Here is a 3,359-nt window from a genome sequence, read left to right as displayed (position 1 = left end):
AAAATGGGGGTTATTTTAACCAGTTGTCAACGTTGCGCTGCCTGAGCTGATGAAACGCATGGCCTTATCACCCTCTTTTGCCTCTGACCTAAGGGAAAAAAAGGGATCCAACTTCCTAACCATCAAGCTCGATTACCTCTGGTGTTCCTGCACCGGCGAACTCTCTCTGAGCAGAATGATCTGTTCCGGCTGACATACGCCCTCGAAACGGCAAAGGAAATGCACTGGATATACCGGCTGCTTGCTGACAGAGAGTGGTCTGGCCGACATGCCCTGGTAATGAATGTCCAGGTTAGCGGTATATTCCTGTCCCGTTCTTCCCTTGATGCTGCCTTTGATGATGACGGGAAGCAAATTGCACCGATCATGGCCAGAGTGACCGGCAACGTTGAAGGGCTGGCGAAACTACTGGATCGCTGCGGCTGGCAGTTAGCTCTCTGTCAGGATAAACAGATGCCCTACCTGTTTCAGTTGATTGCCTCACTAAATGGGGTTCCGCGCCCATTAGCCCCATAAGTTCCACATTCTTGGTAAAATTATATATATCAATACACTATGGTGATATTCTGTTACTCATTGATGGAGCACATTAAAAAATTTTGTTTATTTCACAATCTCACATGTCGTGATATCTGAAACTGCATTTATTGGTCTGAAATGGGGTATCTACTGTCGTTTTTTGCCTGTTTTGATACCACGTGGTGTCAAAACCAAATTTTGGCACTTCTCCGGGCGAATTTTTCGCAGAATGAAGCACCGAACTTACCAACAAACTTCCAAATTAACGGAAATATCAAAAAAATGATATTCTATTTAATTCATAAAGATAGATATCAAGCTTGGGACCTTGGGGGCAAATGGGCGAGAAACGCCATAATGGAATTTCTCAGGTTCAAGGAGTCATCCCCATGTTGAGCGAAATCTGGATCCGTGGTTACCGCTCTGTGCGCAAGCTCACTATGCCCCTTGGCAGGATCAATCTGGTTCAGGGTGCCAACGGCTGCGGCAAGAGCAACCTCTACAACGCCATCCACCTGCTCGCGAGCGCCGCTAGTGGTGAGCTGGCCCGCGCCATCTGTGACGAAGGAGGGATCAACCAAACCATATGGGCAGGAGGCCTGCGTCCTGACGATCGTGCCGATGCGCCCAAACGCATCATCCTCGGTATGCAGGCCGAGCAGTTTGGCTACGAGTTGCAGATAGGCTTGCCCCCGCCGCCGGTCAGCCCGTATTTCGGCTTCGATCCCGAGATCAAGCAGGAGGAGGCGTGGCTGGGGGAGCGACGCTCCCCCTCAAACCTGTTACTCATGCGGCGTAATCAGGCGGTCAAGGTGCTTGGTATCGATGGGGACAAAGTGGACTATGCCCCCGGTATGTTGCCCCACGAGTCGGTGTTCGGTCATCTTGCGGAGCCTGAGCGCTATCCCGAGATTGCCAGATTGCGCCACCTTATCAACCAGTGGCGCTTCTATCATCACTTCGATATCGCCCCCGGCTCGCCCCTACGCATTCCCCAGCCTTCCATCAGAACCCCGGTTCTGAGCCATGACGGGGGCGATCTCGCGGCGGCCTTTGCCACTATCGTCGAAATTGGGGATGTCGAATTGCTGCACGGCATCCTCGCCCGTGCCTTTCCCGATGCCCGTTTCCACGTGATCAACAGCGAAGCGGGACTCGAGATGATGATGACGCGTGAGGGGCTGCGGCGACCGCTGCGGGCCCGTGAGCTCTCCGACGGCACCTTGCGTTTTCTCTGCCTGACCGTGGCACTGCTCAGTCCGCGTCCGGCACCCTTGGTCGTGTTGAACGAGCCGGAAAGCAGCCTACATCCCGATATGCTGCCGGCGCTCGGTCAGCTGATTGGCGAGGCGTCGCGTTACTCTCAGCTCTGGGTGACGACTCACAGTCCGGTGCTGGCACAGGCGATTGAAGCCCATGCATCGTGCCGTTATATCCCGTTGCAACTGATTAACGGGGAGACCTGCCTACATGATCCGACGCGCCGTGAGTGGCGATTTGACGAGAACTAGCCAAGGCGTGTTGTCCGGCAAGGTCGTAAGTCTCTCCAAAACGGGTTAATGACGGATCTGCGCCAGCTCATCGGCAGTGAGACCCGTGGCGTTCATTACCGTCGCCAAATCAAGGCCATTGTCGAGCAGCGAACGGGCGATCTTCAGTGCGGCTTCGCGCTCGCCTTCCTGCCGTCCTTTCTCGATGCCCTTTTCTATGCCCTTTTCGATGCCGAGCTGGAGGCCTTCCAGGCGGCCTTTCTCGAGCCCTTTTTGCTCCAGTTTTTGTGCAATCGTCATAAGTACCTCTTCGTGCTGTGGCGCGCGGCGGGCCAGTTCTCGGATAAAAGCCTCTGGGGCGGCCGTGTCGCCAACCTGCAGCATGTAATTCATCAATGATGCCAGTTGATCACTCGTAGTGTATCCGGCTAGCAGCAAAGTGACCAGTTGTTCCATCAGTTCAAACAGATCGCGCTGTCGGATGTGTTTCTGCAGCAGCGTCAGCGCCGCCATACTGCGGTGGCCCATAATCTCTTCGTCGGGGATGACTGTCACATCAACCAGCGGAAACGCTGCGGTGTACAGTTTTTCCGCCAGCACGGGAGCATCAAATTCCTGCAGCCAGTTGGTCGAGTACGGATAAGGGCTGCGTTTACCGGTATAGAACAGTACCGGAATGACCAGTGGCAGCTTCTTATGGCCGGCATCGAGGTGACGCTGCATGGCGGCGACCGCATAGCGTAGCAACCTGAACGCCATGTGTTTGTCCGCCGTGGATTGGTGCTCGATAAGTACCATCACGTAACCGTCAGTACCGGCGGTCGTTTTCAGGCTGTAAAGCACGTCGCTGAAATACGGGCGCAGGCTTTCTTCGACAAAGCTTCCGGACTCCAGCTTCAGCGTGCTCAGATCACAGATAGCCTGCAGCTCTGCCGGCAAGTGCAATTGCATAAAATCCCGGGCGGTATCGGGATGCGTCAGAAACTGTTTGAAGGCCAAATCATGTGGCGTTGGGGTCTTTTTCATGAGGCTATCGTAACATGTTGGTCCCCCGGCTCACTATCGCAGCGTTGGGTTTTGTCGGTACTACGGTCAGCGGAGTCCGCTGACGCCAGCCAGCAGGTTCTATGCTCGCTGACGGCGACGTCATGTTGAGCCACGCCGATTTTTTGGCCGTAAAAACGCAACTGGCAGAAGCAGAAGCCTGGGCAGTTGCCAGGAACAATGTAAGCGTCGTTAAATCCCCACAGTGTTCGGTCGTGGGGTTTAAGGTAGGGTGATTTTCCAGGGCAGCAGCGTGTCCCAGTCGATGGCGTCGTCCGGCGATTTCAGCGCCGTCAGCAACGCATG

General features: G+C 54.6%; 2 protein-coding genes and 1 pseudogene. 2 read left to right on the top strand and 1 reads right to left on the bottom strand.

The features are described 5' to 3' along the window. Positions 1–124: 124 nt before the first annotated feature. A pseudogene (locus ACMV5I_RS29190) lies at positions 125–516 on the top strand (hypothetical protein); the annotation flags it as partial. Between the two features lie 392 nt (positions 517–908). Then, positions 909–2,030 (top strand): AAA family ATPase, encoded by a 1,122-nt coding sequence (locus ACMV5I_RS29185; protein ID WP_414825941.1) that lies wholly within the window; start codon positions 909–911, stop codon positions 2,028–2,030. A 45-nt stretch (positions 2,031–2,075) separates the two neighbouring features. On the opposite strand, the gene ACMV5I_RS29180 is transcribed toward ACMV5I_RS29185, so the two are convergent. Continuing rightward, the gene (locus tag ACMV5I_RS29180; RefSeq protein WP_414825940.1) at positions 2,076–3,035 is read right to left on the bottom strand and encodes an Rpn family recombination-promoting nuclease/putative transposase; all 960 of its coding nucleotides are present in this window, start codon (positions 3,033–3,035) and stop codon (positions 2,076–2,078) included. Positions 3,036–3,359: the final 324 nt, after the last annotated feature.

It is taken from the genome of Serratia sp. T13T92 (assembly GCF_047530105.1).
Classification (GTDB): domain Bacteria; phylum Pseudomonadota; class Gammaproteobacteria; order Enterobacterales; family Enterobacteriaceae; genus Chania; species Chania fonticola.
This window is presented reverse-complemented; position numbering and strand designations above follow the sequence as displayed.

Coding starts and splice junctions, on each gene's coding strand:
- ACMV5I_RS29185 (WP_414825941.1), top strand. CDS start 909: ATGTTGAGCGAAATCTGGATCCGTGGTTACCGCTCTGTGCGCAAGCTC.
- ACMV5I_RS29180 (WP_414825940.1), bottom strand. CDS start 3,035: ATGAAAAAGACCCCAACGCCACATGATTTGGCCTTCAAACAGTTTCTG.